This window comes from Nocardioides kongjuensis, assembly GCF_013409625.1.
GTDB classification, from domain to species: domain Bacteria; phylum Actinomycetota; class Actinomycetes; order Propionibacteriales; family Nocardioidaceae; genus Nocardioides; species Nocardioides kongjuensis.
The window spans coordinates 1,010,224-1,034,928 of record NZ_JACCBF010000001.1; the positions used below are offsets into that span (position 1 = coordinate 1,010,224).

The window sequence follows — 24,705 nt, forward strand, 5'->3', positions numbered from 1 at the left end:
CCTCGGCCTTGCAAAGCCTTCATGCCTGAAGTTCGCGGAAGATCCTTTCTGGGAAGGCCGCCGCCAAGCGGCCGTCCACGACGGTCGCGATCCGTCCGTTCCCGGTCATTGATGTCACGAACGCCTGGCGAGGGGCCGTGACTGACGTAGTGTCTGGGCGCCACAGAGGGTGCCCAAGGCCGATGACTCGTTGACCGTGAGCGACGAAGGGCACGCCCGCGTGCTCGCCAACCTCGATGTGCCCCAACGCGTCACTGAATGCATCAGCGAACCGCTCAGCGGTGCGGCGATTGACTGAAGCCCAACGGTCAGCAGAGGCTCGGCGACCGAGCGCGAGCTCTGCGATGTCGAGGGCGAGACGCCAGTCCAGCATGGGGTGGAGGTGACGGTTGTCGTAGGAACGAAGGCAGTCAGGGCACGACGAATCGCATCCCTGGTGTGAGGCAGCGGACCATATCGCGCCTAGGTCATCGGCGATCCGTGCGACCACACGCACGAGTCGATCGCCCCGTCCCAGTTCCGAGGCGTAGCCGGCTCCGTTCTCAAGCTGATCCGCCACGTAGATGCCAGCAGTGACCACATCGCCCGCTCGACGTGGCTGGAGACCGACGGTGACTTCACTCGGGTCGACATCGAGCTCCGCCTGAACTCCACGGCGGAGGGCCTCCGCGAACGAGTAAAGCGCGGCCCGGCCGCTGGTTGACTGCCTCTCAAGGATCGGCACGACGCCGCCCTCGATTTCGAGTCGGGCTGGGACGATCATGAGAGCATCGGTCACGCGAATGTCGCCGATTCCGAAGCCGCCTGGTTGGGTTGGATCGTCCCGAACAATGTGGCTGCCGTCAGACTGGCGTTCGGTCTGGAAGAGGCGGCCGCCGTTGGTGTTGATCGTCAGCAGCTTGCCTTGGTCCAGAATCCACGTGTCCATCGCAGCGATGGGTGTAGGCGTTGCCGGCTCCTCCGCCCAGCCGAGCACCGGTCGAGACGCGGCGCTCGAAACCTCCTCGTCAGGTCGGCGATCATCACGCTGTGCCTCGGTGCGGAATCCCAGAGGCTGATGCATCGTCGTCTGTTCGAGCACGGCGCCGCAGACGGGGCAGATGGAGGTGGGCTCGCCGTCCGAGCCGGCGATCGCGAACGTGCATTGCTGGCAGCGTCGGACGAAGGTCGACGGTCCGAGCGGATTGGCGTTGGTTCGGCCGGTCCGGGTGTAGGAAGCGAAGCCATTGGCCGTGTACACCCAGCCGTCCTTCGTGACGTGCGATCCGGGTGAGAACATAGACACGGCTTGTCCGAGTGGCCGGTCGGAGACCTCTTCGGGTCGCCGACCGGCGCCTGGTACGTAATAGAGGGTCCGAACGCGTGTAGGGAAGCCGAACATTGGAAGCACGCCCGCGTTGGCCAGCCTTTCAGACAGATCAGTCTGCGTAAGTAGAGGATCGCCGTACGCGGCATCGATCTCGCTGACGAGCTCGGTTCGAATCCAGTCGCTGATCGCGCTGACATCCGCGTCCGCCACCCCCGTGTAGGCAGCCAACCGCCCTACGACAGACGCGATGACCGGTGACGTTGTGAGATAGGTAGCGATCTCGTCTCGGATCGTCGGCCAGTCGTGGACTTGGCCGAAGGACCCGTGGACGGAGGAACGGCCGGTCGGAGGGGACGCCAGCGCCCCGAAGGCCTGACGAAGCACCTCGGCTGTGGCGACCCGGCGCAGGATGAGCGGACGACTGGTATCCAGGAATGGCTGGGGCGGTAGGTCGCCGGTCATTCGCCGCGATTCAACGAAGTAGTAGTCGTCGTGAGACCGATCACGACACAGGGTCAGGGCATACGAGAAGGGCTGGTTCGCACGGCCGGCACGGCCGACGCGCTGCTGATAGTTGAAACGCTGCGGGGGCATGTTGGCCATCACCGTCGAGCTGAGGCTGCCGATGTCGATGCCGACCTCCATGGTCGTTGTCACGCTGAGGACATCGAGGGGAGTCGTGCGCTCGTTCTCGCGCGGCTTCGGAAGCAGAGCACCGCGGAATCGACGTTGCCGGGTGCGCGCCTCCGATGCAGGACTCGTCTGTCCCGTCAGTTCGGCGACGGCCAGCCGGCTGGGCTCGAGGTGACTCAGGCGAACGTAGTAGTCCAACTCGGCGAGGACGTCGTGGGCGATCGCTTCGAGCTTCCCAGCGCATGACTCCCGAATGCACGTGCCCGCTGACTGGTGAAGGTGACGCGTGGAGCAACTCGAGCAGACCCAAACCTCGCCGCCGTGGCGACGGAGGATGACTGGAAGGTCGCCCTTCTCCAGGCCGAGTGACGAGCCGTCCATCGCGGGAAGCAGATGGGATGTGACGCGGGCGATCAACTCGTCGGCATCAACGGAGTTCGTCGCGGCCGCGCGACGCAGAAAGTCGATGACCCGCCGCGGCATGTTTGCTGCGTCAGACGTGTGGCCGGGAGTCCACCGGTTCGCGCGTCCATAGAGGCGGATGGTCGATGCCAGCACGGAGTCGAGCAGGTCGTCTCCGGTCGGCCGTGGTGCAAGGTGTGCGACGAGCGCGCTTTCGATGTCACGGCCGCGGCCGCCGAGGAGCGCATCGCCGAGTGCCATGGTCAAGTACCGGCGGAATCGCTGTTGGTACTGATCGCGAGTCGGCCCTGGCGGCAGTGGCGTCCACTCGCCAGGTACCGGGGGGTCAAATGCTCGGTACCACGGTTCGCCGTCGTCGAGCCTCATCAGCACAGCACGTTGACCGCCCGGCGGCACGCCGAGTGCGAGGAGCTCCCCAGTCAGACTGGCGATGAGGTCTGGCAGCGAGATGCGGCGCAGTGAGGCGTTCTCGGCTTCGAACGCGGCGATGGTGGCCAGTGCAGCATCGTCAGCCGCGCCTGCTGCTGCGAGCATGTACGCCCTCATGGCGTCGGGGAACTCCTGTCCCAAGGCACTCCAGCGGACGAGGTCGCTCGAACTCAGGGCCCCGGGCTTCGGTCCGTCCCGAAGGATTCGCACGGTGTCGTTCTCGGCGTTGAACGTCTTCTGGAGGAGTTGCCTCAGCAGATCGGCGAAACCGTTCTGCGCAAGTCCGATTGCAGTCTCGGCAGCGTCGTCGCGGCTGTCAGTGAAGACGATCGTCTTCTCGGGGCGCCTGTCGGCAGAGACGGCTCGCGTGGTCTCCGAAACCAGCAATTGAGCGGCCTGATCGGTGCCTTGGGTGTGCGCTCTAATTGGTGACCGAACAATGCCTTGACGGAAGCGCTGCTGGACGTCGTGGTGCCCGCACGAAGGACACCGAGACGGGAGTGCGGGCGGCGACCACTCTCCAGCGCCGGCGTGAACGAGCATCACCCCCGTCGCTTCGGCAGCGGGAGCCGGCCGGACGTACCCGAGCTTCGGGCTAAATTCCGCGCCGGCGAAATTGAACCTGACGTCGACGCTGCCGGGCCCGGCATGGTTCCAGTGCGCGGATGGGGGGAGGGGCCCCGGTCGGTACCAGAGGTACCTGCTTGCCGTGCGCCGGAAGATGACCTTGTCGCTGTCGGCCCCTTCGCTTGCGGGGGTTGACGCGAGAAATGCTCCGCCGTCCTCCTCGCCGACAATCCAGCCACCGAGGCTGACGTCGCCGCAGTGGTCGCAGTAGAGCAGCTCGAGTACCCGGGCGCCGCATTCACAGAATCCGGCTGGCCTGGGATGGAGCTTTCCAACTGCAGGACTGGCCCCAACGGCCTCCGGACACTGGGGATCAACGCACGCCCACAGGCCGCGCATCGTCCGAACCATCATGTGGCTGCGGAATGGGATCTGTCCTTTAGTCGGGGCGGAGCCCAGGCGGTCAAGGACTTGCGCGAGAAGACCTTGGTCGCCGGTATCGATCAAGCGACTGGCCACCTCGGCGAGAGGAGTGGCCCGGAGGGCCCGCGCGGGGTCGCCGTCACGGCATGCAACGGCGATCGCCTCGTCAATGCCCGTCAGATCGCCACGCTCGAGTCTCGTCGTCACTTCGCTGGCATTGAGCGGAAGGTCTGCCGAGACGCTCCGCGGGCGGCCGGGTACCGTTACGAATGCATCCCGGCTGGTCCCGAAGAACCGCTCGAGATACTCGGCGCGATCGTCGTCAAGCGATGCGCTGGTGGCGATGATCTTCAACTGGCTGGAGTCTGGTGCGAGGCCGAGACGATCACAGAGCGCCCGCACGATCATCGAGACCTCGGCGCCCTGAGTCCCACGGTAGAGATGCAGCTCATCGACGACCAGAGAGATGGACCGGGTTCCGTCGGCGCGCAACCAGTCGCGAGTCTTCGAGAAGATCGGCTGCTCGAGGTCGCGCATGAGCATGACGTTCAGCATCGAGTAGTTGGTGATCAGGATGTCCGGCGGGGTTTGGATCATGTCCCACCGCGTGACGAGTTCGTTGTGTCGCGGATCGCTCATCTGCGATGTGAGATCCTCGCCGAGGTCCTTCACGCCGTCGATCTCGGTGACCATCGCTCGGAGTTCGGCCGCGACCTGACTGAGATCGCGGTGCCGACCACGATCCGGCATCGCAGTGCCGCCCAGCGTCGCGCCTGTGTATCGGCCGAACCACAGATTCGGTCCGCCGAGGGCCACAATCCGTCGCAGCGACCTGCGAAGGCGCGAGACTTGGTCCTCGACGAGCGCGTTCATGGGATAGAGGACGATGGCGCGGATTGCTGCGTCGCGCGGTTCGGTCCGGGTCGGCGACCATCGTTCGGGCCGCGAATCCCACCATGCGTTCGGCTGGTTGATGCCTTGCCAAGAGCGGGCCTCGAGCAGGAGCCTCGCGAGCACCGGGAGCAGGAAGCTCTCGGTCTTGCCGGATCCAGTGCCGGACGTCACGACCGGGTACTTGTCGCTCATGGAGAGGGTCAGGGCGTCGGCCTGATGCTCACGGAGGAGCATGTCGGGCCCGGCCCACTCGCCGAAGACGCCCTTCAGCAGGACGTCCGCCTCGACCTCGTCGAGGCCGACCGAACGGCAAACGTCGAGGGCGGGGCGAACGTTCGGGTAGGGGAGTACCGGCTCGATGAGCGGATCCTGAAACAGGATTCCTGGTGTTGAGAGCAGCGCGCGACGCTCTGCTGCCAGGCCTCTGTCGCGCAGCCAGTAGGCAGTGTCGATATAAGAGAGAACGGCCTCTTCGATGGCAGTGGCCACGGTTGCGGGGGCTGGCATGCCGGTTCCTGATGGCACTGACGGGTCCTATCGGGTGAGTAGGTCGAAGACGCGTGTGGCGAGCTCTTCCGGGACGTCCCGGTACGCAACCGCCCCTGAGCCGTGAACGAGTGCAGCTGGCAGGCATGAGGCTGCCGTCAGGGCCCGTCCGTAGAGCCCAGGCAGCTCTGCGCCGACGGGCACCATGAACAGTTTCTGGTTCGGGTCGTAGGCGGCCAGCGGCCTGCCGTCCATGAGCGCGGCGAGATGCTTGCTGAGTTGTACCGGGCACCGGGCGTAGGTTCCTCGCTCCAGGTCCTCTGCGGAACGGACGACATCGAGGGTGGCGAACTTGCGGATGCGGTATGCGCCCTGTGCTTCGTAGCTGTCGACGCGCTTCCATGAGGCGTCGACGACATCGAACCATGAGATGTCACCGCTGGCAGACGCGCTCTGACGCGGTAACTGCTCCAGGATCGTGCTCATCGGAGGCAGGGCATCAGCAAGCGCCCGCCAGGCGTCAGGGAGGACGGCGACCTCGCATTCATCGGCGACTGAATGCGTCTTGCTCCCGAGGTGGGTGCCGAAGTATTGAGACGGCTCCTTGCCCTCGACTGTGGTGTCCGCCCCGTCTGCCTCGATGGCGTCGACGACCTCGTTGTAGAGCCCAGTCGGCCAGTAGCCATTGAAGGCAAACCGGCCTGTCGCGCAGCCGGTCAGCTGCGTGGGACTGATCTCCCATGCCGCCGGGCGGAGCGTCTTCTCGTCGCGGCGGATGGAGATGTGCCCGAGGGACTCGAGGGTGCGCGCGAACTGGTCGACGAAGAGCCCGGTTGGCTCGATTTGCAGGGCGACCTTCTCCAGCGAGGCCCACGCTCCTCCGCCGAGGTGCTGCAGCGTGTCGAATGCGACGGTCCAGTCTCGGTCCTGGCTCGATGTGGCTGCAGGGCTCAGCGTCGTGAGGTCGTGCACGGGGTGCACCTCTTGACCCTCTGCGGGTTCAGCGCTCTGCCGACGCGTTCTGATCCGGGTCGGATACCGCTTCACGAGGCCGCAGGTCTTGCAGCGGCCGTATACCCAAGAGGTCGTCGGACGACCTTTGGAGTCCAACTCCACGGTCTCGATCTCCTGGCGATGTCGCCCCGTTCGGATGCATGAGTCTGAGTCGGGAACGGTGATGCGCATGGGCTGGGCTTCGCGCCGCCTTGTTCCGACATCCTTGGACCAGGAAGGGGCTCGCGGCGGAGTGCCGCGAAGAGTGGGTGGCGGCTCTGGTGAGCCGAACACGGCGTGGCCCTGGATCGACATCGAATCCGTGTCGGTGGCGACGCCGAGTGCACCGATCCCCGGCCCATAGCTGATGGACTCGGCGAGATGCCACTGCCGCTCGTCGCGAGTGTCGCCCGACCGCAGGTAGAGCATCGCGCTGCTCGACGGGTCGCTCTGGCCGCTCGGAACAAGCTCGATCCGGTAGTCCCCGTCGGGGAGGTTCAGGCCAGCGAGCGGCTCGATGATGACGCCTGCGCCGTCGTCGGACCACTCAGCGATGTGGCGCTCTTCGAGGTCATCCGACGAACGGTCCAGTTGGACGAGGCGAACGATGAAGCCGCCGGGCGCATCGTTGACCGCTCGAATCTCGGGAGGAAGGGCTGCGTGCCACTTGCCACGAACACTTCCCGGAATTGCGAATCCACCGGACACCTTCAGGGTGGACGCGGTCAGTGGAATGAGCGCAGACAGGTCGTCCATCTTGTTGGCGGGAATCAGCGACCCGGGGTGGTTCAGGACCTCCACGCCGGTGAACAGTGTCCACCCCTCAGGCTGCCCCGAGTACGGCGTCGCCGCCTCCCACCCCGGCCGGGCGACAACTGCCAGAATTTCGGCTACCCGGGGCGCTAGGCCGTCCTCGACGAGGAGGCGTAGGTCGTCACCGAGCATGATCTGCTGCACTTCCACCCAACGTCGCGAGAGCTCGTCCTCCCTGAAAGCGACGAGCCGCCTCGGGCGACGCTCCAGCGTCACGCCCGAATAGTCGTCGCGCACTCGGAGCACGCCGGCGAGAACGTCGTCTGGGTGAAGGGACGATCCCGGTGCCAGGCCGAGAGCACCGGGGACGTCGGGGACGAGGTCGATTGCTGTGCTCGGCTCCGCGGTGAGCAGTTGCATGGCCCGGCCCAGTTGGGCCTGAGGGACATAGAAGAGGGCCGAGATTGAGAACCGCTTCCGTGGGAAGCCGCCCAACTCGAGCGTGAGGTGAAGCCGGCCCGTCGCGGAGGATTGACCTGTGCCGCGGTCGACCACGGAGCCGTCCCAGGAGGCAAGCGTGACTGCGGCTGCCTCGGCGATTCGAGACCGCGCCTGACCGTTGGACCACAGTCGCTCGAGACTTGCACTGACGGGGCAGTGGGCCTGCTTGATCCAGCTGTCGAGCAGAGGCACTAGGTCGGCCGGGGCGACTTGGCTGCCCGGGGCGAATCCGAAGACTTGGAAGAAGTCCTTCAGCTTCTCTCGGTCATTGCTTCTGACCAGAGCTTGGGAGACCGAGAGGCCGACGTACCGGTGAGCCAAGGAGAACGCCGTTGGGATCCCACGCTCGCCCTCCTCCTGAATGAGCCAGCGGTTGAGCTCACTCCAGTAGCGCTCCGCGACGCGTCGGTACGCCATGCTGAGAGAGGGGTCGTGCGAGCGCCACTGCAGCACCTGGCCGAGGCGGCCAAAGTAGTTGTTGGCCGCCATGCCGTCGCCGCCGGCCATCTGCTCGGCGGCTAGAGAGAAGCAAGCAAGGACGCCGAGGATCGGCGGAGGCGTGCTGCGCCCGCCGCGGATCCAACTGCGTAGTCGCGCATCATGGCGGGCGAATACCCGGGCAGGGCCCTCCGAGCGATCCAACGTGGCGCTGACGACGTCACAGAGCGCGTCAACGGCAGCAACGCTAGCGACATCGATCTTGGCAGCGAGGTCGTTGACGAGATCCTCCTCGAGGTCGAGGTAGACAGGACGTACTTCCTCGGAGCGCGCAAAGATGACCTCAGCGATCGCGTCGTTCCAGCGGTCGTACTCGCTCCAGGTGTCCGGCACGGATTCCTACCTCCCAAGGTCAGTCTGGAACGTACATAAGACCGCCGACAGATTTGCGTGGATTGGTAAAGAAGGAGTGCGAGGAGAGGAGCGAGGTGGGCAGAGAGTACGAGCCGTGGGCCTCGTCGCCGGCCGCTCGCGCGGTGATGGTGAGCAACCGGCGACGTGACACCAGGCCGGAGCTGGCTGTTCGTCGGGCCGTGCATGCCCTCGGCTTGCGCTATCGCGTTGACGTCAGGCCACTGCCGACGGTCAATCGGCGGGCCGACCTAGTCTTTAGCCGGCGTCGGGTGGCCGTGTTCGTCGACGGCTGCTACTGGCACGGATGTCCGGACCACGGCACGACCCCGAAGACCAACGCGATCTACTGGGGCGGCAAGATCGCGCGAAACTCTGAGCGCGACAGGGATACCGACTCCCGTTTACGCGAGGCCGGTTGGGTCGTACTCCGGTTTTGGGAGCATCAGGATCCGCTGGCGGCCGCCGAAGAGATTGCGGCCGTCGTTCGTTCCCGATGAACCGCGGCGAGATCTGCTCGAGCGCCTGGCCCAGGTTCAAGCCACTCCGGGTCAGGCGCCGTGCCGGGTCCGGTGGGCCTTGAAGTAGACGGCACGATCAGCGGACCAGCCAGGTGCCCTAGTTCCTAGCAGCGGCTCCATGAGATCCGCGACTGCAGGGGGGATGGCGGCGGCAGGGTGCAGCGCGACTATTCGTCCCACGTCGTCCACCCCGACGTAACCCTGTTCGAACAGCGCGTCGCAGCCGGCGACGCATAGCGCCCACCCGACGTGAGGCAGGTCGAGTCGTTCCGCGTCGGAGCACATGTGCCGGGGCTTGATGTGCGCTGCAATCAAGAACGCATGTGGGAACGTGCGTCCGCACATTCCGCAGGCGGCGACGGCGTTCGGATCGCCGGTGGCGATGCCCAGCGCCCCGCGCAGGTATCGCTGCTCCCGCCTTCCCATCCGTTTGACCGCGACATCGGTGCCGCCGAGTCTCTCTGCCAGACCGACATAGGTCTGCGGGTCTGGGCCGAGCGGGCCTTCGGACGGCCGCTCGACGTCCTCCACCGCGAATCCGAGTCGCCGCAATGGGGTGGCTACGTTCTCGCGGTCGCCTCGCCAAGCGCCTTCGATCGCGAGTCCAGCGAGGGCGCGAGCGCCCAGGATGAGCGCCATCGCGTCCATCTCGTCGTCGCCGTCGACGACGACATACCTGCGAGCCGCCGTGGCTTGGTACTTCGCGAGGAAGTCCTCCCTTCCCATTCGCCGCCAGTCGGCGATCGCCGCTTCAAGATGGGCGGTCGACAGCCCAGCGGCGATCCCGCTCCGACGATCCCGTCCGCGGGGGTCGCGTGCTTGGAGCGACTCGATGAGGTCCGAGCGCGTCCTGGGAGTCGATGCCTTGAAAACCAAGGTCGCTCGCTTGCGCTGGTTTCCGCCACCAACGGACCTGGAACTGCCAATGTCGCCCTGAGGTCGGGTGAGACCGCGGCGGAGTGCAGCGAAGTCCTCATCCGGAGCCAGCCTGATCGGAAAGGGCCGGCCGTCGACGTTGATCCTGCGCTCGGCCTCGGGGAGGTGTGCGACGCGCCGGCTGTCGACGAAGGCGTCCATCAGGTAGACATCGAGGGAACTAAGCCGGCGAAGCACCTCTTCGATGAGAAGGGGATACTCCGGGTTGCGAACGTTGCCAGAGCCTGTCGCCCCACCAGAGCTTTCAACAGTGAGGGTGAAGAGGGGCCCGTCGCCGAGGCTGATCTCGAAATCGGCGTCGATCTCGTCATTCGAATCCTCGGCCCTACGCAGTCGCACAGCGTTGAACGTAGCAACGGCCGCATTCCTCTGCCGGCGAACGGGCGACTACACACACGCCGTGGCAGGCGGTGCGGTGCTGGTCAATGTCATCAGGCCGTGGGGTGCACTGGGTACGCACAGCAACGAAAAACGGCGCCTGACGCTGGAAGACGTCGGAAGACGTTTTCGCAGGTCAGGCGCCGTTTCAGGCACCTATCCGCAGGTCAGCGAGACCCAGGGATCAGATGTCGTAGTAGAGCTCGAACTCGTGCGGGTGCGGGCGCAGCTGCACCGGAGCGATCTCGTTCTCCCGCTTGTACGACGTCCACGTCTCGATCAGGTCGGGCGTGAACACGTTGCCGACGGTGAGGAAGTCGTGGTCGGCCTCGAGCGCGTCGAGCACGGCGCCGAGCGAGGTGGGCACCTGGGCGATCTCGGCCATCTCGTCCGGCGGGAGCTCGTAGATGTCCTTGTCGATCGGCGCGGCCGGCTCGGTCTTGTTCTGGATGCCGTCGAGGCCGGCGAGCATCAGGGCGGAGAACGCGAGGTACGGGTTCGCCGACGGGTCGGGGAAGCGGGTCTCGATGCGCTTGGCCTTCGGGTTGCTGCCGGTGATCGGGATCCGGACCGAGGCGGAGCGGTTGCGCGAGGAGTAGACCAGCGAGATCGGGGCCTCGTAGCCCGGCACCAGGCGGTGGTAGGAGTTCACCGTCGGGTTGGTGAAGGCGAGCAGCGCCGGGGCGTGCTCGAGGATGCCGCCGATGTACCAGCGGGCCATGTCCGAGAGGCCGCCGTACCCGGTCTCGTCGTAGAACAGCGGCGAGCCGTCCTTCCACAGCGACTGGTGCACGTGCATGCCCGAGCCGTTGTCGCCGAAGATCGGCTTCGGCATGAAGGTGACCGACTTGCCCTGCTCCCAGGCGGTGTTCTTGATGAGGTACTTGAACTTCATCACGTCGTCCGCGGCCTTGAGCAGCGTGTCGAAGCGGTAGTTGATCTCCGCCTGGCCGGCGGTGCCGACCTCGTGGTGGGCACGCTCGACCTGGAGGCCGCAGGCCTCGAGGTTCTTGACCATGTCGGCACGCAGGTCGCTGTAGTGGTCGTAGGGCTCGACCGGGAAGTAGCCGCCCTTGAGGCGGGTCTTGTAGCCGCGGTTGGTCTCGTCGGCCTTGCCGGAGTTCCACCAGCCCTCGACGGAGTCGATGTGGTAGTAGCCCTCGTTGACGCCCGTGGAGTAGCGCACGTTGTCGAAGATGTAGAACTCGGCCTCGGGCGCGAAGAACGCGGTGTCCGCGATGCCGGTGGAGGAGAGGTACGCCAGCGCCTTCTTCGCGATGTTGCGCGGGTCGCGGGAGTACGCCTCGCCCGTGATCGGGTCGTGGATGAAGAAGTTGACGTTGAGGGTCTTCGACTTCCGGAAGGGGTCGATGTACGCCGTCGTCGGGTCGGGGAAGAGCGACATGTCCGACTCGTTGATCGCCTGGAAGCCGCGGATCGAGGAGCCGTCGAAGCCCAGGCCGTCGTCGAACACGGACTGGTCGAAGGACGAGGCCGGCACGGTGAAGTGCTGCATCACACCGGGCAGGTCGCAGAAGCGGACGTCGATCATCTCGACGCCCTCGTCCTTGATGAACTTGAGCAGCTCTTCGCTGTTGTTGAACATTCGGTCCTCCTCGGCTGCGGCGCCGCGGCCCAGCCATCGGTTCAGCCTGTGGCGATCGGGGGCACCGGTACGGCGATGGGCCGGAACCCTCCCCGGCAACCTACCGAATGACCTGTTGCCGCCGCAGCACCGGTTTGTTTCGTCCGTGTTAACAACCCGCGCATGCCGAACTGCCCCGACCCTCACCGGGGCCGGGGCAGCTCGGGGAGCGCTGGATCAGCGGATGAAGAGCATCTCCTGGTAGGTCGGCAGCGACCACAGGTCGTCGGCCACGACGGCCTCGAGTGCGTCGGCGGCCTCGCGGACGGCGAGCATCGCGGGCAGGACGGCGTCGCGGTAGTACGCCGCCTCCTCGAGCCCGTGGTGCTCCTCGGCGCCGGCCTGGGCGGCCACGAGCGCGCCGATACCGGTGCGGAGCGAGGTGACCAGCTCGGTGACGGCGAGCAGGTCGGTGGTGTCGGCGTCGACGCCGGCCGCCTTGAGCGAGGCGACGTTGGTGGCGAGCTCGGTCTGGTAGCGGACCGCCGCCGGGAGGATCGTCGTACGCGCGATCTCCTCGGTCAGGTTCGCCTCGACGTTGATCGTCATGACGTACTGCTCGACGCCGACCTCGAAGCGGGACTCGAGCTCGGCCTCGCTGAAGACGCCGTACGTCGAGAACAGCTTCTTGGCCTCCGGGGTCTGGTACTCCGGCAGCGCGTCGACCGTCGTGCGCAGGTTCTTCAGGCCCCGCTGCTCGGCCTCGGCGTGCCACTCCTCGGAGTAGCCGTTGCCGTTGAAGACGACCGCGCCGTGCTGCTCGACGACCTTGGCCAGGACGGACTGGACGGCGTCGTTGAACGCGGTGCCCTTGGCGACAGCGCCCTCGAGCTCGGTGGCCAGGTAGTCGAGCGCCTCGGCCATGATCGTGTTGATCACGACCATCGGGGCGGCGACCGTCTGGTTCGAGCCCGCGGCACGGAACTCGAAGCGGTTGCCGGTGAACGCCATCGGCGAGGTGCGGTTGCGGTCGCCGGCGTCCTTGGTGAGGTCGGGCAGGGTGTCGACGCCGACCGAGAGGACGCCCTTCTGCTTCGACGAGGTGGCGCCGCCCTTGGCGATCTGCTCGAAGACGTCCTGCAGCTGGTCGCCGAGGAAGATCGAGATGATGGCCGGCGGTGCCTCGTTGGCGCCGAGGCGGTGGTCGTTGCCGGCGCTGGCGATCGAGAGGCGCAGCAGGCCGCCGTACAGGTGCACGGCGCGGATGACCGCGGCGCAGAACACGAGGAACTGTGCGTTGTCGTGCGGGTTGTCGCCCGGGTTGAGGAAGTTGCCCTGGAGCTCGTTGCCGAACGAGAAGTTCACGTGCTTGCCGGAGCCGTTGACACCGGCGAACGGCTTCTCGTGGAAGAGGCACTCGAAGCCGTGCGTCTTCGCGATCGACTTGAACGTCGACATGATCAGCTGCTGGTGGTCCGAGGCGAGGTTGGCGCGCTCGAAGACGGGCGCGATCTCGAACTGGCCGGGCGCGACCTCGTTGTGGCGGGTCTTGGCCGGGACGCCGAGCTTGAACAGCGCACGCTCGGTGTCGTGCATGAAGCCCAGGACCCGCTCGGGGATGGCGCCGAAGTAGTGGTCGTCGAACTCCTGGCCCTTCGGCGGCTTCGCGCCGAACAGGGTGCGCCCGGCGTTGAGCAGGTCGGGGCGCGAGTTCACGAAGGCGGTGTCGACCAGGAAGTACTCCTGCTCGGGGCCGCAGTAGGACACGACGTTGTCGATGTCCTCGTGGCCGAACAGCGCCAGGACGCGCTTGGCCTGCTCCGACATCGCGTTCTGCGAGCGCAGCAGCGGGGTCTTGTGGTCCAGGGCCTCGCCGGTCATCGAGACGAAGATCGTCGGGATGCACAGGGTGTTGCCGTTGGGGTTCTCGAGGATGTACGCCGGCGACTGGACGTCCCAGCCGGTGTAGCCACGGGCCTCGAAGGTCGCCCGGATGCCACCGTTGGGGAAGGAGCTCGCGTCGGGCTCACCCTGGACCAGGGTCTTCCCGGAGAACTCCCAGACCGCCGTGCCGTCGCCGACCGGCTCCATGAACGAGTCGTGCTTCTCGGCGGTCAGGCCGGTCAGCGGGTAGAAGACGTGGGCGTAGTGCGTCACGCCCTTCTCCATCGCCCAGTCCTTCATCGCGGAGGCGACGATGTCGGCGACCGCGGGGTCCAGCTTCTGGCCGTTCTGGATGGTCGCGAAGACCGACTTGAACACCGACTTCGGCAGGCGCTTCTGCATCACCGAGAGGGAGAAGACGTTCTCGCCGTAGATGGCGCCCGTCTTCTCGTCGACGTCGAAGAACGCCGCCGGCGCCTCGTTCGCCTCGATGTTGCGGATCGCGCCCAAGCGGGTCGGGTTCGAAGTCATGTGAACTCCCTGGTGGTGTCAACGGATGCCGTCGCGCAGACGACGCACGAGTGACGTTAGGGGGTCCAGATTTCGCAGGGTTGCCCGAATGTTTCGCCCGTGTAACAGGTTCATCGGGCGCCCGGATAGCGTTGACGCGTGATCGAGAACGCTTCCTGGGGTCGCCGGATCCTCGCCCTGATCGTGGACTGGCTGCTGAGCACCCTGGTCGTCATCGCGATCTTCGGCCTCGACGAGTACTCCAAGCCCGGCTCGTTCGCCTCCGGCGCCGTCCTCATCGTCTTCGTCATCGAGTCCGGCCTGATGACCTGGCTGGGCGGCGGCTCGGCGGGCAAGCTCCTGACCGGCCTGTGCGTCGTACCGGCCGACGGGCACCTGCGCCGCCTCAACCCGATCAAGGCGATCGGTCGCCAGGTCCTCGTCGCGCTCGTCATCCCGCCGCTCGTGTTCCGTCCCGACGGCCGCGGCCTGCACGACCTGTTCGCCGGTACGTCGACCGTCACCTTCGCGACCCTGCGCACCCTGACCAAGTAGGTCAGGACCCGACCAGCCCGGGCTCGGCCTCGATCGCGCACAGGGATCGGCCCTCACCGCAAGTGCAGCGCCCGGACCGGGGACGCGTTCGCGACGCTGTCCCGATCCGGGCGGCAGGCGCCACCGGCAGGTGGCGAGGTGGGGCGAGAGGTCAGCGGCCGCGGAGGTTGCCGCGCATCCCCTTCATCGAGGTGGGCACGGGGCCACGGGGGAGCGGGACCTTCGGGCGCTGGGCGTCGAGGGCGCGCAGGCGCTGGCGGATCTCGGTGATCTCTGCGGGCTTGACCTGGCGGCCGAGCTTCTGGACGTGGCGGACCAGCTTGTTGAGCGGGACCTGGCCCTCGTCGTTGCCGACGAGCACGTCGTGGACCGGGTAGTCGCCGGCGACCCGCTCGTGCTTCTTGTGCTCGCTGGCCATCAGCGCCTTGAGGCGGCCGGGGTTGCCCTCGCCGACCAGGACGATGCCCGGGGGGCCGACGACGCGGTGGACCATGTCCTGCTGCTTGGTGAAGCCGACGACCTCCTCGATCACCCAGCCGCGGCGCAGCATGGTGAGGGCGCGGGCGGCGGCGCCGAGCTGGCCGTCGAGGCGGGCGAAGGCGGCCTTCTGGGCGCGGCGGCCGAACACGATCATCACGGCGAGCAGGCCGATGAGGAAGGTCGCGACGCCGGCGAGGATCCAGCTGAAGACCGAGTCGTTGTGGGGCAGGACCAGCCGGAACAGCGCCAGGCCGAGGCCGCCGAACACCAGGAACGAGCCGAGCATCCACCAGCGGATGGCCGGGTCGACCTCCCGGGACATCTTGTAGGTCTCGAGGATCTGCCGGCGGCGGCTCATCGTGGACGGGTCGAGTGGCGTGTTCGACATGGGGTGCTGCGGTCTCCTCAGGCAGTTGCTTCGGCGCGGGCGTCCCGCGCGGCCATCGCCTGACGATACAGACGACCCGCCCGGTACGACGAACGCACGAGCGGTCCCGAGAGCACGCCGGCGAAGCCGATCTCCTCGGCCTCGGTGGCGAGCTCGACGAACTCCTCGGGCTTGACCCATCGTTCGACGGGGTGGTGCCGCACGCTGGGGCGCAGGTACTGGGTGATGGTGACCAGCTCGCAGCCTGCGTCGTGGAGGTCGCGGAGGGCGACCGAGATCTCGTCTCGGGTCTCGCCCATGCCGAGGATCAGGTTGGACTTGGTGACCAGTCCGAACGTGCGGGCCTGGGTGAGGACGTCGAGGGAGCGTTCGTAGCGGAACGCGGGGCGGATCCGCTTGAAGATGCGTGGGACGGTCTCGACGTTGTGGGCCAGGACCTCGGGGCGGGACTCGAAGACCTCGGCGAGCAGGGAGGGGTCGCCGTTGAAGTCGGGGACCAGGTTCTCCACGCCGGTGTCGGGGTTGAGGTCGTGGATGGCGCGGACGGTCTCGGCGTAGAGCCAGGCGCCGCCGTCGGGCAGGTCGTCGCGGGCCACGCCGGTGATGGTGGCGTACTTGAGGCCCATGGTCTGCACGGACTCGGCGACGCGTCGGGGTTCGTCGCGGTCGAGGGGTTGGGGCTTGCCGGTGTCGATCTGGCAGAAGTCGCAGCGTCGGGTGCACTGGTCGCCGCCGATGAGGAAGGTGGCTTCCTTGTCCTCCCAGCACTCGAAGATGTTGGGGCAGCCGGCTTCCTCGCACACGGTGTGCAGGCCTTCGGAGTGGACCAGCTTCTTCAGGCCGCGGTACTCGGGGCCCATCACCGCCTTGGTGCGGATCCACGAGGGCTTGCGCTCGATCGGGGTCTCCGCGTTGCGGACCTCCAGGCGGAGGAGCTTGCGCCCCTCGGGTGTCGCACTCACCGGTTCAGCCTACTCGGGGATAGCTGACGACCGGCACGGCCACCTTCGCCGGGTCCGGCCGCGGCTCGTAGTCGGGCGTCAGGACGTAGTCCTTCCACTCCAGCAGCTCGCTGAGGTGGCGTCGTACGGACTCCAGGACCTCGCGCACGGGTACGTCGCGTCCGAGCTCGGCGCTCAGCGAGGTGACACCGGCGTCGGAGATGCCGCAGGGCACGAACCGGTCGTACCAGCTCAGGTCGACGTCGCAGTTGAGGGCGAAGCCGTGCATCGCGACGCCGTTGCGTACCCGGATGCCGATGGCGGCGATCTTGCGCTCGCCGCCCTTCTCGTCGGCCTTGAGCCACACGCCGGTGCGACCGGGGATCCGTGCGGTCGTGACGCCGAGCTCGGCGCAGACCGCGATGATCGCCTCCTCGAGGCGTCGGACGTAGTCGAGGATCCTGACGTGGTCGGGCAGCCGGACGATGGGGTAGGCCACCAGCTGGCCGGGGCCGTGGAACGTGATCTTGCCGCCGCGGTCGACCTCGATGACCGGCGCGCCGCCGGGGTCGGCGGGGCGTTCGTGGGCCTCGGTACGGCGGCTGGCGGTGAAGACCGGCGGGTGCTCGACGAGGAGCACGGTGTCGGTCAGCTCGCCGGCGACGACCTGCGCGTGCAGATGGCGCTGCAGGTCCCACGCCGTGACGTAGTCGATGTAGTCCGGTCCCAGTCCGTCCTCGCGGAAGGTCAGCGTCACGCGTCGAGCCTACTCCGGGGCCTGTGGATGAGCTCACCCACCTGTCGGACGTCCGGTCCAAGATCGTTCCATGCGGATCTCGGGCCCTCGGGCGGTTCTCCTGGGGACCGCCGCGGTCGTCCTCACGGTCGTCGCGGTGGTCGCCGGCCTGGTGCTGCGCGCGGGCGACCGACCCCCGTTGGGCGCCCCGACCACCGGTCCGCGCGCAGCCGCCGCTCCCGTCGCGGGGCGGGTCGACGTGGCCCGCGCCGTGGGCTCGCTGGCGGTGCTCCGCGACTGGGACCGGTCCCGCGCGCGGGCCTGGGCCGAGGGCGACGTGCGCGCGCTCCGGGCGCTCTACGTGCGCGGGTCGCCCGTGGGAGCGCGTGACGTGGCCATGCTCCGGGCGTGGCTGCGGCGCGGCCTGCGGGTCGAGGGGATGGCGATGCAGGTGCTCGCGGTCGAGCTGCGGCGGCGCACCGATCGGCGGATCGTGCTCGTCGTGACCGACCGGCTCTCCGGCGCGGTCGGAGTGCGTCCGAGGTCGGGGGAGCGGGTCGCGCTGCCGCGGGACGGGCCGTCGACCCGGCGCCTGGTGCTCGTCCGCCCGGGCGGCGCGTGGCTGCTCGCGTCGGCTCAGGCGGCGGAGCCGCGCAACCCGGTCGCCAGCACCGATGCGACGTCCCGGTCCGCGAACCCGTAGCCGAGGTCGAGCAGCGCGGCCGGGCGCAGGTTGAGCGAGCCCAGCAGCTCGTCGGCCATCGGTCCGGCCGCCAGCCGGATCGCGGCCGCGGGCGCCGGCAGCACCGCCGGGCGGTGCACCAGGTCCGACAGCGCCCGGGTGAACTCCGCGTTGGTCGGCGTGACCGGCGCGCACAGGTTGAAGGGCCCCGACGCCGTCGGGTGCTCGACGAGGAAGGCTGCGGCGCCGATCCAGTCACGCAGCGAGATGAGGGGGTAGTACTGACGGCCGTTGCCCAGGCGACCGCCGAGACCGGCGAGGAACTGGAGGCGCTGCTGCTGCAGGGGCGCGTGGCTCCGGTCCTGGACGGGAGCGGTGCGCAGGCGTACGACGCGCGCCCCGGCCCGGGCCGCGGGTTGGGTCGCGGCCTCCCACTCCCGGGCGACGCGGGTGAGCAGGGCGTGCCCCCGGGTGTCGGAGGCCTCGGTCAGCTCGGCCGGTCCGTGGTCGCCGTACCAGCTGACGCCGGAGGCGTTGACCAGTGCCGGCGGGTTCGGGGCTGCGGCGATCGTGGCCGCGAGCAGGCCCGTGGTGGCCCGGCGGCTGGCCATCACGTCGCGCGCCCACTTCTTCGAGTGGGGGTTGCCGATCAGGGGTGAGCCGGCGAGGTTGACGACGACGTCGGCAGCCTGGACCAGCTCGGCGTCGACGACGCCGGCCTGCGGGTCCCAGCGCGATTCGCTCGCGGCCCGACCCGGTGCCGGGTCACGACGGACCAGGCAGGTGACGTCGTGGCCCCGGCCGCGCAGCTCGGTGACGAGCTGGCGGCCGAGGAAGCCGGACGAGCCGGCGACCACGACGTGCACGGCTGGCTCAGACCTCGAACTGACCGGCCTCGAGGCGCTTCTTGAGGTCACGCAGGAAGCGACCGGCGTCGGCGCCGTCGACCACCCGGTGGTCGTAGGTGAGCGCGAAGTAGACCATGTGGCGCACCGCGATGGTCTCGCCGAGGTCCTCGTCGTCGATCACCACGGGACGCTTGACCACGGCACCGGGCCCGAGGATGGCGACCTGCGGCTGGTTGATGATCGGCGTGTCCCACAGCGCGCCGAAGCTGCCGAGGTTGGTGATGGTGAAGGTGCCGCCGGAGAGCTCGTCGGGACCGATCTTGTTGGTCCGGGTTCGCTCGGCGACGTCGGAGATCTTCTTGGCCAGGCCGGAGATCGACAGGTCACCCGCGTCCTTGACGACCGGGGTGAGCAGGCCCTTGTCGGTGTCGACGGCGAACGCGACGTTCTCGCGGTCGTAGTAGGTGATCTCGCCCTTCTCGAGGTCGAGGTTGGCGTTGAGCGACGGGTGCTGCTTGAGGGTGTCGATCGCGGCCTTGGTGAAGAACGGCAGGTACGTCAGCTTGACGCCTTCGCGCGCCAGGAACTCCGCCTTCACGCTCTCGCGCAGCCGGGCGATGTTGGTGACGTCGACCTCGACCACCTGGGTGAGCTGGGCGGAGACGTGCAGCGACTCGACCATCCGCTCGGCGATGATCTTGCGCAGCCGGCTGACCTTGACCGTCTGGCCGCGCAGCGGGGACGGCGTGGCCGGAGCGGCGGCCGACGCCGCGGGGGCAGCGGGAGCAGCGGCGGCGGGAGCCTTCGCCGCAGCGGCGGCGTCGAGGACGTCCTGCTTGCGGATCCGGCCACCCACACCCGAGCCGTTGACCTGGCCGAGGTCGACACCGTGCTGGGCGGCGAGCTTGCGCACCAGCGGGGTGACGTAGCCGGGACCCTCGGTGGCGTCGGCCGCGTGGGCCGGAGCGGTCGCGGTCGCTGCAGCCGGAGCCGGAGGAGCGGCCGGGGCCGGAGGAGCGGCCGGGGCGGGAGCAGCGGCGGCGGGCGCCGGAGCGGCGGGCGCGGGAGCCGGCGCGGGCTCGGCCGGAGCCGGGGCGGCGGGCGCAGCCGGGGCAGCGGCCGGCGTACCCGACCCGATGATGGCGAGCTCGGCCCCGACCTCGACGGTCTCGTCCTCGGCGGCCTTGATCTCGAGCAGCGTGCCGGCGACGGGCGAGGGGATCTCGGTGTCGACCTTGTCGGTGGAGACCTCGAGCAGCGGCTCGTCGACGGCGACGGCGTCGCCGACCTGCTTGAGCCAGCGGGTGACGGTGCCCTCGGTGACCGACTCGCCCAGGGCGGGCAGGGTGACGGCGGTGCCCTCGGCGGCGCCCGACGCGGCCGGCTCGGGGGCGGCGGGAGCCGACGGCGTCTCCGGAGCAGCGGGCGTCGGGGGAGCCTCGGCGGCGGGAGCAGGCTCGGGCTCGGCAGGAGCTGCCGGAGCCTCGGCAGCCGGAGCCTCGGCGGCGGGTGCGGCGGCGGCCTCACCGGCCTCGCCGACGACGGCCAGCACGGCGCCGACCTCGACCGTGTCGTCCTCGTTCGCGCGGATCTCGACCAGCGTGCCGGCCACCGGAGACGGGATCTCCGTGTCCACCTTGTCGGTGCTGACCTCGAGCAGGGGCTCGTCGATCGCGATCTGGTCGCCGACCTGCTTGAGCCAGCGAGTGACGGTGCCTTCGGTGACGGACTCACCGAGCGCGGGGAGAGTGACTTCGGTCGCCATGGGTCTCATCCTTGCACCACGAGCGAAGCAACTTGCAACGGCCCACCCGCGGTTCGGGCAAACTGGAACCATGGGTTTGTTCGACCGGTTCCGCGGGCGCTCGAAGGTACGCATGAGTAACCCCGCACGGGACGCCGCACGCACCGGCTCCACGCGGGTCCGGGCGGCAGACCGCGCCGACGAGGAGCACCTGACCACCTGGCTCCAGGAGCGCCGTGGCGTCGAGGGATTCGTCGAGCCGCGCACGGCCGTCAGCGAGGTCACCCTGCTGCTGGTCGCCCACGACGGTGAGTGGACCCGCCGCCGGGTGCCGTCGATCAACTGGGCCCACGACTTCTGCAACCGCCACCAGGTCCCGTCCTACGACGCCGCCGTGGTCGGCATCCCGCAGCGGATGCGGGACTACAACTCCCGGGTCAGGCAGGCACAGAAGCAGCGGGAGCAGCAGCGCCGCCAGCAGTCGCCCGACTCCTGAGGTACTCCAGCAGGGTCGCCACGCCGTAGCCCGTCGCCCCTGCCGCGAGGTGACCGGCCGGGCCGCCCTTGTTGAAGGTCGGCCCGGCGATGTCGAGGTGCGCCCACGGCAGGCCGCCGGTGAACTCGCGCAGGAACGCCGCGGCGAACAGGCCGCCGCCCCAGCGGATGCCGTCGTACTGGGCGAGGTCGGCGATGGTCGAGCCGTGGATGCGCTCGTCCATGAACTCCGGGATCGGCATCGGCCAGGCGTCCTCGCCGACTGCGGCTCCGGCCGCGAGCACGGTCGCGACGACGTCGTCGTCGCCCATCACGCCGGCCATCTTCTCGCCGAGTGCCATCACCATGTGGCCCGTGAGGGTGGCGATGTCGAGGACCACGTCGGGCTCGGCCTCGACCGCACGGCCGAGCGCGTCGGCGAGCACGAGACGGCCCTCGGCGTCGGTGTTGGTCACCTCCACGGTGGTGCCGTCGTAGGTCGTGAGCACGTCGCCAGGACGCATCGACGCCTCGCCGACCATGTTCTCGGCCAGCGCGGCGTACGCCGAGACCCGCACCGGCAGGCCCAGCCGGGCGGCGGCGAGGGTGGCCTGGACGACGGCCGCGGCGCCGGCCATGTCCTCCTTCATCGTCGCCATGCTGGCGGCCGGCTTGATCCACAGGCCGCCGGAGTCGAAGGTGATGCCCTTGCCGACCAGGGCGACGTGTGCGACCGCGTCCTTGGGGGCGTAGCTGAGCTCGACCAGGCGCGGGGGAGCAGCCGACCCGGCGCCGACGGCGAGCAGGCCGCCGCAGCCGAGCTCGGCGAGGCGGTCCTCGTCGAGGACGGTGACCTTCACCTGGGTGGCGCCCTTGTCGAGTCCCTTGTTGGTCGACCTCACTGCGGCGGCGATGGCGTCGGCGAAGGCCGGCGGCGTCAGGTCACCCGGGGGAGTGTTCACCCAGTCGCGCGCGGCGACGACGGCGTCGACGAGGACCTGGGCGGGCCCGAGGGCCGACACGACGTCGGCACGACGCGCCGCCGGGGTCAGGACCACGACCTCCGCGGGCGTCGTCGGCGTACCGGGCTTGCTCTTGTAGCTCGTGAACGCGTACCCGCCGAGCCGGTAGCCCTCGACGACCGCACGGACCAGCTCGGGGGTGTCGGCGGGCAGGGCCAGGGCGACCGAGGCCGCGTTGGTGACGGCGCGGGCGGCATTCCCGGCGGCACGGCGTACGGCGGCCGCGTCGGGGTCGGGGCCCAGGCCGACCAGCACGAGCAGCGGAGAGGCGATGGTGCCGCCCGTGGGCACCTTGGCGACCTCGCCGGCCCCGCCCTTGACACCGAGCGTGGCGAGCAGGCCGCTGAGCTTGCGCCCGTACGCGGACGCCACGTCCTCGGCCCCCGGAGCCAGCTTCCCGTCGGGCAGCACCCCGACGACGACCGCTTCGGCGCGGGTCTTGGCGGGGCTGGCCGTGCGGAGGGCGAAGGTCGTCACCCGCGAAGGATATCGAGCGATAGATTGCCGACCATGGCCGACGCGACCCCGTCCCCACTGACCAGCCCGCTGCACGACCGGCACGAGGCGCTCGGCGCCAAGTTCTCGGAGTTCGGCGGCTGGCTGATGCCCCTGGAGTACCCGACGGGCGTCGTCAAGGAGCACGCCGCGGTCCGTGGCGGTGTCGGCATCTTCGACGTCAGCCACCTCGGCAAGCTCGTGGTGCGCGGGCCCGGCGCGGTCGAGTTCCTCAACGCCACGCTCACCAACGACCTGCACCGGATCGGGCCGGGCCGGGCGCAGTACAGCCTGGTCGTCGACGACGCCACCGGCGGGATCGTCGACGACGTGTTCACCTACTACCGCGACGACGACCACGTGCTCGTCGTGCCGAACGCCGCCAACAACGACGAGGTGCGCCGCCGGCTGGTCGAGGCCGCGCCCGAGGGCATCGAGGTCCTCGACCACCACCGCGACTACGTCATCCTGGCCGTCCAGGGCACGAGGTCCGACGAGGTCGTCGCAGGGGTCGGCCTGCCCGTCGGCCACGACTACCTGACCTTCGTCGAGGCGCCGTTCGAGGGCGCCGAGGTCGTCGTGTGCCGCACCGGCTACACCGGCGAGCGCGGCTACGAGCTGATCGCGCCGTCCACGGTCGCCCCCGCCCTGTGGGACGCGCTGATGAGGGCCGGCGAGCCGTACGGTCTGGTGCCGGCCGGCCTCGGCGCCCGCGACACGCTGCGCACCGAGATGGGCTACCCGCTGCACGGCCAGGACATCTCGCCCGACATCACGCCCAACGAGGCCCGCCTCGGCTGGGCGGTCGGCTGGAAGAAGCCCGCCTTCTGGGGCCGCGACAAGCTGCTCGCCGAGCGCGAGGAGGGCCCGCGCCGCAAGCTGGTCGGCCTGGTCTCCACGGGACGCGCGATCCCGCGACCGCACATGAGCGTGCGCCTCCTGCGCGACGTCCCGCTCGGCGAGGTCACCTCCGGCACCTTCTCGCCGACCATGAAGAAGGGCATCGCCCTCGCGCTGGTCTCGACCGTCGTCGACGACGGGGCCGAGGTGATGGTCGACGTACGCGGCCGGCCCGAGGTCTTCCAGATCACCAAGCCGCCGTTCGTGCAGCCGTCCGTGCGAGAGTCGTAGACATGAGCCTTCCCGAGCAGCCTGCTCCGTACCGCCCCTCCGCCCCGGCCGAGAACCCCTGGCACTGGCGCCTCGAGGACGCCTCGGGCGCCGAGGTGAGGTTGAGCGGCGCCGACGCGACGGAGTACGCCGACGTCGCGTTCCCCAACCAGGGCGACGCCGAGTCGTGGATCGGGGAGACCTGGTCCGCACTCGCCGACCTCGGCGTCACCCACGTGACCCTGTTCGAGGTCGACCGCGAGGTCTACGGCCCCATGTCGCTGTCCGCATGAGCGCAGGTACGACGACCCGCGCCTTCCGGCAGGTCGACGTCTTCACCGCCGAGCCGCTGCTCGGCAACCCGGTCGCGGTGGTGCACGGCGCCGACGGGATGAGCGAGGAGGAGATGCAGCGCTTCGCCCGCTGGACCAACCTCAGCGAGACGACCTTCCTGCTGGAGCCGACCGAGCCGGGCGCCGACTACCGGCTGCGGATCTTCACGACCGAGACCGAGCTGCCGTTCGCCGGCCACCCGACGCTGGGCTCGGCGCACGCGTGGCTCGAGCACGGCGGCGTGCCGGCGGGGGAGCGGATCGTGCAGCAGTGCGGCGTCGGGCTCGTCGAGCTGCGCCGCGACAGCGGCCGCCTCGCCTTCGCCGCCCCGGACCTGATCCGTTCCGGTCCGGTCGAGGACGCCCTGATCGGTGAGATCGCCGAGGCTCTGCGCATCGCGCGCACCGACATCCTCGACATCGCCTGGGCCGACAACGGTCCCGGCTGGGTCGGCGTCCGGGTCGCCTCGGCCGAGCAGGTCCTCGCGCTCACGCCCGACCACGCGCGGCTGCCGGTCGACGTCGGCGTCGTCGGGCCCTACCCCGACGGAGCCGAGTGCGCGGTGGAGGTGCGCGCGTTCGTGCCGCACGCGGCGGGCATCGCCGAGGACCCGGTCACCGGGTCCCTCAACGCCTCGCTCGCGCAGTGGCTGACCGCCGACGGCACCCTGCCGCCGTCGTACGTCGCCGCACAGGGCACCGTGATCGGACGCCGCGGCCGGATCCACGTCGACACCGACGACGCCGGCACGATCTGGATCGGCGGCGACACCCTGACGACCATCCAGGGGACGGTCACGCTGTGACGACCGCCCGCCGACTAG

18 protein-coding genes are annotated in these 24,705 nt (G+C 68.9%); 7 read left to right on the plus strand and 11 right to left on the minus strand.

Features of this window, described 5'->3' with window-relative positions; genetic code table 11:
* Window positions 1-19: 19 nt before the first annotated feature.
* Both BJ958_RS04785 and BJ958_RS04790 read right to left on the minus strand, forming a co-directional pair.
* Complete coding sequence (locus tag BJ958_RS04785) at window positions 20-5,185, minus strand: DEAD/DEAH box helicase (RefSeq protein WP_179725785.1); 5,166 nt, start codon at window positions 5,183-5,185, stop codon at window positions 20-22.
* 27 nt (window positions 5,186-5,212) lie between these two features.
* Window positions 5,213-8,242 carry a hypothetical protein gene (locus BJ958_RS04790; RefSeq protein WP_179725786.1) on the minus strand — a complete coding sequence of 1,010 codons (3,030 nt, stop codon included), beginning with the start codon at window positions 8,240-8,242 and terminating at the stop codon, window positions 5,213-5,215.
* A 95-nt stretch (window positions 8,243-8,337) separates the two neighbouring features.
* Here BJ958_RS04790 and BJ958_RS04795 point away from each other — a divergent pair, with 95 nt between their 5' ends.
* The gene (locus BJ958_RS04795; RefSeq protein ID WP_179725787.1) at window positions 8,338-8,760 is read left to right on the plus strand and encodes a DNA mismatch endonuclease Vsr; all 423 of its coding nucleotides are present in this window, start codon (window positions 8,338-8,340) and stop codon (window positions 8,758-8,760) included.
* A gap of 51 nt (window positions 8,761-8,811) precedes the next feature.
* On the opposite strand, the gene BJ958_RS04800 is transcribed toward BJ958_RS04795, so the two are convergent.
* From BJ958_RS04800 to BJ958_RS04810, 3 genes are all read right to left on the minus strand, one after another.
* Window positions 8,812-10,056, minus strand: a complete 1,245-nt coding sequence (locus BJ958_RS04800; protein ID WP_179725788.1) for a ScoMcrA-related endonuclease — start codon at window positions 10,054-10,056, stop codon at window positions 8,812-8,814.
* 223 nt (window positions 10,057-10,279) lie between these two features.
* Window positions 10,280-11,701, minus strand: coding sequence for a type I glutamate--ammonia ligase (gene glnA / locus BJ958_RS04805; RefSeq protein WP_179725789.1), 1,422 nt, complete (start codon window positions 11,699-11,701; stop codon window positions 10,280-10,282).
* Between the two features lie 216 nt (window positions 11,702-11,917).
* Window positions 11,918-14,095 carry a glutamine synthetase III family protein gene (locus BJ958_RS04810; RefSeq protein WP_179725790.1) on the minus strand — a complete coding sequence of 726 codons (2,178 nt, stop codon included), beginning with the start codon at window positions 14,093-14,095 and terminating at the stop codon, window positions 11,918-11,920.
* 138 nt (window positions 14,096-14,233) lie between these two features.
* On the opposite strand from BJ958_RS04810, the gene BJ958_RS04815 reads away from it, so the two are divergent.
* On the plus strand, window positions 14,234-14,629 hold the full coding sequence (locus BJ958_RS04815; protein WP_179725791.1) for an RDD family protein: 396 nt from the start codon (window positions 14,234-14,236) through the stop codon (window positions 14,627-14,629).
* A 151-nt stretch (window positions 14,630-14,780) separates the two neighbouring features.
* On the opposite strand, the gene BJ958_RS04820 is transcribed toward BJ958_RS04815, so the two are convergent.
* From BJ958_RS04820 to lipB, 3 genes are read right to left on the minus strand one after another with little or no spacing between them, the layout of a single operon-like run.
* Window positions 14,781-15,497: a DUF4191 domain-containing protein gene (locus BJ958_RS04820; RefSeq protein WP_179725792.1), complete on the minus strand. Its 717-nt coding sequence runs from the start codon at window positions 15,495-15,497 to the stop codon at window positions 14,781-14,783.
* Window positions 15,498-15,514: 17 nt separating this feature from the next.
* A complete protein-coding gene (lipA, locus tag BJ958_RS04825; protein WP_179725793.1) occupies window positions 15,515-16,459 on the minus strand; it encodes a lipoyl synthase in 945 nt (314 codons plus the stop codon).
* A gap of 4 nt (window positions 16,460-16,463) precedes the next feature.
* On the minus strand, window positions 16,464-17,195 hold the full coding sequence (lipB, locus tag BJ958_RS04830) for a lipoyl(octanoyl) transferase LipB (protein ID WP_343052569.1): 732 nt from the start codon (window positions 17,193-17,195) through the stop codon (window positions 16,464-16,466).
* 70 nt (window positions 17,196-17,265) lie between these two features.
* Between lipB and BJ958_RS04835 the strand changes: the two genes are divergently transcribed.
* A complete protein-coding gene (locus BJ958_RS04835; protein ID WP_179725794.1) occupies window positions 17,266-17,877 on the plus strand; it encodes a hypothetical protein in 612 nt (203 codons plus the stop codon).
* On the opposite strand, the gene BJ958_RS04840 is transcribed toward BJ958_RS04835, so the two are convergent.
* Both BJ958_RS04840 and sucB read right to left on the minus strand, forming a co-directional pair.
* Entirely contained in the window at window positions 17,811-18,722 is a 912-nt protein-coding gene (locus BJ958_RS04840) for a TIGR01777 family oxidoreductase (protein WP_179725795.1), read from the minus strand. The genes BJ958_RS04835 and BJ958_RS04840 overlap by 67 nt on opposite strands.
* A 7-nt stretch (window positions 18,723-18,729) precedes the next feature.
* Complete coding sequence (sucB, locus tag BJ958_RS04845; RefSeq protein ID WP_179725796.1) at window positions 18,730-20,469, minus strand: 2-oxoglutarate dehydrogenase, E2 component, dihydrolipoamide succinyltransferase; 1,740 nt, start codon at window positions 20,467-20,469, stop codon at window positions 18,730-18,732.
* A 112-nt stretch (window positions 20,470-20,581) separates the two neighbouring features.
* On the opposite strand from sucB, the gene BJ958_RS04850 reads away from it, so the two are divergent.
* Window positions 20,582-20,944 (plus strand): hypothetical protein, encoded by a 363-nt coding sequence (locus BJ958_RS04850; protein WP_179725797.1) that lies wholly within the window; start codon window positions 20,582-20,584, stop codon window positions 20,942-20,944.
* On the opposite strand, the gene BJ958_RS04855 is transcribed toward BJ958_RS04850, so the two are convergent.
* Window positions 20,886-22,421 (minus strand): leucyl aminopeptidase, encoded by a 1,536-nt coding sequence (locus BJ958_RS04855; protein WP_179725798.1) that lies wholly within the window; start codon window positions 22,419-22,421, stop codon window positions 20,886-20,888. The genes BJ958_RS04850 and BJ958_RS04855 overlap by 59 nt on opposite strands.
* Window positions 22,422-22,454: 33 nt before the next feature.
* On the opposite strand from BJ958_RS04855, the gene gcvT reads away from it, so the two are divergent.
* From gcvT to BJ958_RS04870, 3 genes are read left to right on the plus strand one after another with little or no spacing between them, the layout of a single operon-like run.
* Window positions 22,455-23,570 (plus strand): glycine cleavage system aminomethyltransferase GcvT, encoded by a 1,116-nt coding sequence (gcvT, locus tag BJ958_RS04860; RefSeq protein ID WP_179725799.1) that lies wholly within the window; start codon window positions 22,455-22,457, stop codon window positions 23,568-23,570.
* 2 nt (window positions 23,571-23,572) lie between these two features.
* Window positions 23,573-23,842, plus strand: coding sequence for a hypothetical protein (locus BJ958_RS04865; RefSeq protein WP_179724391.1), 270 nt, complete (start codon window positions 23,573-23,575; stop codon window positions 23,840-23,842).
* Window positions 23,839-24,687 (plus strand): PhzF family phenazine biosynthesis protein, encoded by an 849-nt coding sequence (locus BJ958_RS04870; RefSeq protein ID WP_179725800.1) that lies wholly within the window; start codon window positions 23,839-23,841, stop codon window positions 24,685-24,687. The genes BJ958_RS04865 and BJ958_RS04870 overlap by 4 nt, the downstream gene beginning before the upstream one ends.
* Window positions 24,688-24,705: the final 18 nt, after the last annotated feature.

Coding starts and splice junctions, on each gene's coding strand:
- BJ958_RS04785 (WP_179725785.1), bottom strand. CDS start 5,185: ATGCCAGCCCCCGCAACCGTGGCCACTGCCATCGAAGAGGCCGTTCTC.
- glnA (WP_179725789.1), bottom strand. CDS start 11,701: ATGTTCAACAACAGCGAAGAGCTGCTCAAGTTCATCAAGGACGAGGGC.
- BJ958_RS04810 (WP_179725790.1), bottom strand. CDS start 14,095: ATGACTTCGAACCCGACCCGCTTGGGCGCGATCCGCAACATCGAGGCG.
- BJ958_RS04820 (WP_179725792.1), bottom strand. CDS start 15,497: ATGTCGAACACGCCACTCGACCCGTCCACGATGAGCCGCCGCCGGCAG.
- BJ958_RS04835 (WP_179725794.1), top strand. CDS start 17,266: ATGCGGATCTCGGGCCCTCGGGCGGTTCTCCTGGGGACCGCCGCGGTC.
- sucB (WP_179725796.1), bottom strand. CDS start 20,469: ATGGCGACCGAAGTCACTCTCCCCGCGCTCGGTGAGTCCGTCACCGAA.
- BJ958_RS04850 (WP_179725797.1), top strand. CDS start 20,582: ATGAGTAACCCCGCACGGGACGCCGCACGCACCGGCTCCACGCGGGTC.
- gcvT (WP_179725799.1), top strand. CDS start 22,455: ATGGCCGACGCGACCCCGTCCCCACTGACCAGCCCGCTGCACGACCGG.
- BJ958_RS04865 (WP_179724391.1), top strand. CDS start 23,573: ATGAGCCTTCCCGAGCAGCCTGCTCCGTACCGCCCCTCCGCCCCGGCC.
- BJ958_RS04870 (WP_179725800.1), top strand. CDS start 23,839: ATGAGCGCAGGTACGACGACCCGCGCCTTCCGGCAGGTCGACGTCTTC.